This is a genomic window from Psychrobacter sp. S4(2024), assembly GCF_036861305.1.
Classification (GTDB): domain Bacteria; phylum Pseudomonadota; class Gammaproteobacteria; order Pseudomonadales; family Moraxellaceae; genus Psychrobacter; species Psychrobacter cryohalolentis.
In genome coordinates this window covers 1-5,007 of sequence record NZ_JAZAQR010000007.1, presented here as the reverse complement: position 1 = coordinate 5,007, position 5,007 = coordinate 1, and the positions used below count along the sequence as shown (strand labels likewise).

Here is a 5,007-nt window from a genome sequence, read left to right as displayed (position 1 = left end):
GTGGGTAGGGGTGAAATGCCAATCGAACCTGGAGATAGCTGGTTCTCTCCGAAATAGCTTTAGGGCTAGCCTCAAGGTAAGAGTCTTGGAGGTAGAGCACTGATTGGACTAGGGGCCCCTACCGGGTTACCGAATTCAGTCAAACTCCGAATGCCAATGACTTATCCTTGGGAGTCAGACTGCGAGTGATAAGATCCGTAGTCGAAAGGGAAACAGCCCAGACCGCCAGCTAAGGTCCCAAAGTATACGTTAAGTGGAAAAGGATGTGGAGTTGCTTAGACAACCAGGATGTTGGCTTAGAAGCAGCCACCATTTAAAGAGTGCGTAATAGCTCACTGGTCGAGTGACTCTGCGCCGAAAATGTACCGGGGCTAAACGTATCACCGAAGCTGCGGACTGTTCTTCGAACAGTGGTAGGAGAGCGTTCTAAGGGCTGTGAAGCCAGACCGGAAGGACTGGTGGAGCGCTTAGAAGTGAGAATGCCGGTATGAGTAGCGAAAGAGGGGTGAGAATCCCCTCCACCGAATGCCTAAGGTTTCCTGAGGAAGGCTCGTCCGCTCAGGGTTAGTCGGGACCTAAGCCGAGGCCGAAAGGCGTAGGCGATGGACAACAGGTTGATATTCCTGTACCACCTCCTCACCATTTGAGCAATGGGGGGACGCAGGAGGATAGGGTAAGCGCGGTATTGGATATCCGCGTCCAAGCAGTTAGGCTGGGAAATAGGCAAATCCGTTTCCCATAAGGCTGAGCTGTGATGGCGAGCGAAATATAGTAGCGAAGTTCCTGATTCCACACTGCCAAGAAAAGCCTCTAGCGAGGTGAGAGGTGCCCGTACCGCAAACCGACACAGGTAGGCGAGGAGAGAATCCTAAGGTGATCGAGAGAACTCTCGTTAAGGAACTCGGCAAAATGACCCCGTAACTTCGGGAGAAGGGGTGCTCTGTTAGGGTGCAAGCCCGAGAGAGCCGCAGTGAATAGGCCCAGGCGACTGTTTAGCAAAAACACAGGTCTCTGCGAAGCCGTAAGGCGAAGTATAGGGGCTGACGCCTGCCCGGTGCTGGAAGGTTAAGAGGAGCGCTTAGCGTAAGCGAAGGTGCGAATTGAAGCCCCAGTAAACGGCGGCCGTAACTATAACGGTCCTAAGGTAGCGAAATTCCTTGTCGGGTAAGTTCCGACCCGCACGAAAGGCGCAACGATCTGGGCACTGTCTCAACGAGAGACTCGGTGAAATTATAGTACCTGTGAAGATGCAGGTTACCCGCGACAGGACGGAAAGACCCCGTGGAGCTTTACTGCAGCCTGATATTGAATGTTGGTACAGCTTGTACAGGATAGGTAGGAGCCTTGGAAACCGGAGCGCCAGCTTCGGTGGAGGCATCGGTGGGATACTACCCTGGCTGTATTGACCTTCTAACCCGCCGCCCTTATCGGGCGGGGAGACAGTGTCAGGTGGGCAGTTTGACTGGGGCGGTCGCCTCCTAAAAGGTAACGGAGGCGCCCAAAGGTTCCCTCAGAATGGTTGGAAATCATTCGCAGAGTGTAAAGGCACAAGGGAGCTTGACTGCGAGACCTACAAGTCGAGCAGGGACGAAAGTCGGGCTTAGTGATCCGGTGGTTCCGCATGGAAGGGCCATCGCTCAACGGATAAAAGCTACCCCGGGGATAACAGGCTTATCTCCCCCAAGAGTCCACATCGACGGGGAGGTTTGGCACCTCGATGTCGGCTCATCGCATCCTGGGGCTGTAGTCGGTCCCAAGGGTTGGGCTGTTCGCCCATTAAAGCGGTACGCGAGCTGGGTTCAGAACGTCGTGAGACAGTTCGGTCCCTATCCGTCGCGGGCGCAGGAAATTTGAGAGGAGCTGTCCTTAGTACGAGAGGACCGGGATGGACGCACCGCTGGTGTACCAGTTGTTCTGCCAAGGGCATCGCTGGGTAGCTATGTGCGGACGGGATAAGTGCTGAAAGCATCTAAGCATGAAGCCCCCCTCAAGATGAGATTTCCCATTCCGCAAGGAAGTAAGATCCCTGAAAGATGATCAGGTTGATAGGTCTGAGGTGGAAGTGTGGCGACACATGGAGCTGACAGATACTAATCGATCGAGGACTTAACCATATTTTTGAATGATGTCACACCTGTTATCTAGTTTTGAGAGAACACTCTCAATTTGTTTGGTGGCGATAGCGAAGAGGTCACACCCGTTCCCATACCGAACACGGAAGTTAAGCTCTTCAGCGCCGATGGTAGTCGGGGGTTTCCCCCTGTGAGAGTAGGACGCCGCCAAGCAATTGCACATTAGTGTAATTTTTTAAAAAAGTTATTGACTTTGAAGAAGTGACATTGTATACTAATAAAGTTGCTTTAACAAAGCGGACAAACAAAATGATCTTTGAAAACTAAACAAGACAAAACGTACCTGTTAATTCAGTTTTTATAAATCGCACAGCGATGTGCGTAGTCAGTCAAACTACTTTATCGGAGAGTTTGATCCTGGCTCAGGACGAACGCTGGCGGCGTGCCTAATACATGCAAGTCGAGCGGACAGATGGGAGCTTGCTCCCTGATGTTAGCGGCGGACGGGTGAGTAACACGTGGGTAACCTGCCTGTAAGACTGGGATAACTCCGGGAAACCGGGGCTAATACCGGATGGTTGTCTGAACCGCATGGTTCAGACATAAAAGGTGGCTTCGGCTACCACTTACAGATGGACCCGCGGCGCATTAGCTAGTTGGTGAGGTAACGGCTCACCAAGGCGACGATGCGTAGCCGACCTGAGAGGGTGATCGGCCACACTGGGACTGAGACACGGCCCAGACTCCTACGGGAGGCAGCAGTAGGGAATCTTCCGCAATGGACGAAAGTCTGACGGAGCAACGCCGCGTGAGTGATGAAGGTTTTCGGATCGTAAAGCTCTGTTGTTAGGGAAGAACAAGTACCGTTCGAATAGGGCGGTACCTTGACGGTACCTAACCAGAAAGCCACGGCTAACTACGTGCCAGCAGCCGCGGTAATACGTAGGTGGCAAGCGTTGTCCGGAATTATTGGGCGTAAAGGGCTCGCAGGCGGTTTCTTAAGTCTGATGTGAAAGCCCCCGGCTCAACCGGGGAGGGTCATTGGAAACTGGGGAACTTGAGTGCAGAAGAGGAGAGTGGAATTCCACGTGTAGCGGTGAAATGCGTAGAGATGTGGAGGAACACCAGTGGCGAAGGCGACTCTCTGGTCTGTAACTGACGCTGAGGAGCGAAAGCGTGGGGAGCGAACAGGATTAGATACCCTGGTAGTCCACGCCGTAAACGATGAGTGCTAAGTGTTAGGGGGTTTCCGCCCCTTAGTGCTGCAGCTAACGCATTAAGCACTCCGCCTGGGGAGTACGGTCGCAAGACTGAAACTCAAAGGAATTGACGGGGGCCCGCACAAGCGGTGGAGCATGTGGTTTAATTCGAAGCAACGCGAAGAACCTTACCAGGTCTTGACATCCTCTGACAATCCTAGAGATAGGACGTCCCCTTCGGGGGCAGAGTGACAGGTGGTGCATGGTTGTCGTCAGCTCGTGTCGTGAGATGTTGGGTTAAGTCCCGCAACGAGCGCAACCCTTGATCTTAGTTGCCAGCATTCAGTTGGGCACTCTAAGGTGACTGCCGGTGACAAACCGGAGGAAGGTGGGGATGACGTCAAATCATCATGCCCCTTATGACCTGGGCTACACACGTGCTACAATGGACAGAACAAAGGGCAGCGAAACCGCGAGGTTAAGCCAATCCCACAAATCTGTTCTCAGTTCGGATCGCAGTCTGCAACTCGACTGCGTGAAGCTGGAATCGCTAGTAATCGCGGATCAGCATGCCGCGGTGAATACGTTCCCGGGCCTTGTACACACCGCCCGTCACACCACGAGAGTTTGTAACACCCGAAGTCGGTGAGGTAACCTTTTAGGAGCCAGCCGCCGAAGGTGGGACAGATGATTGGGGTGAAGTCGTAACAAGGTAGCCGTATCGGAAGGTGCGGCTGGATCACCTCCTTTCTAAGGATATTATACGGAATATAAGACCTTGGGTCTTATAAACAGAACGTTCCCTGTCTTGTTTAGTTTTGAAGGATCATTCCTTCGAAACGTGTTCTTTGAAAACTAGATAACAGTAGACATCACATTCAAGTAATACAAGATATCACATAGTGATTCTTTTTAACGGTTAAGTTAGAAAGGGCGCACGGTGGATGCCTTGGCACTAGGAGCCGATGAAGGACGGGACGAACACCGATATGCTTCGGGGAGCTGTAAGCAAGCTTTGATCCGGAGATTTCCGAATGGGGAAACCCACCACTCGTAATGGAGTGGTATCCATATCTGAATTCATAGGATATGAGAAGGCAGACCCGGGGAACTGAAACATCTAAGTACCCGGAGGAAGAGAAAGCAAATGCGATTCCCTGAGTAGCGGCGAGCGAAACGGGATTAGCCCAAACCAAGAGGCTTGCCTCTTGGGGTTGTAGGACACTCTGTACGGAGTTACAAAGGAACGAGGTAGATGAAGAGGTCTGGAAAGGCCCGCCATAGGAGGTAACAGCCCTGTAGTCAAAACTTCGTTCTCTCCTGAGTGGATCCTGAGTACGGCGGAACACGTGAAATTCCGTCGGAATCCGGGAGGACCATCTCCCAAGGCTAAATACTCCCTAGTGACCGATAGTGAACCAGTACCGTGAGGGAAAGGTGAAAAGCACCCCGGAAGGGGAGTGAAAGAGATCCTGAAACCGTGTGCCTACAAGTAGTCAGAGCCCGTTAACGGGTGATGGCGTGCCTTTTGTAGAATGAACCGGCGAGTTACGATCCCGTGCAAGGTTAAGCAGAAGATGCGGAGCCGCAGCGAAAGCGAGTCTGAATAGGGCGAATTGAGTACGTGGTCGTAGACCCGAAACCAGGTGATCTACCCATGTCCAGGGTGAAGTTCAGGTAACACTGAATGGAGGCCCGAACCCACGCACGTTGAAAAGTGCGGGGATGAGGTGTGG

At 52.6% G+C, this 5,007-nt stretch carries 4 rRNA genes; all 4 read left to right on the top strand.

The features are described from left to right. Positions 1 to 2,114 (top strand): 23S ribosomal RNA (locus tag VLA57_RS12495); the annotation flags it as partial. 55 nt (positions 2,115 to 2,169) lie between these two features. Continuing rightward, a 5S ribosomal RNA gene (gene rrf / locus VLA57_RS12490) occupies positions 2,170 to 2,285 on the top strand. Between the two features lie 186 nt (positions 2,286 to 2,471). Further along, a 16S ribosomal RNA gene (locus VLA57_RS12485) occupies positions 2,472 to 4,021 on the top strand. A gap of 167 nt (positions 4,022 to 4,188) precedes the next feature. After that, positions 4,189 to 5,007, top strand: a 23S ribosomal RNA gene (locus tag VLA57_RS12480); the annotation flags it as partial.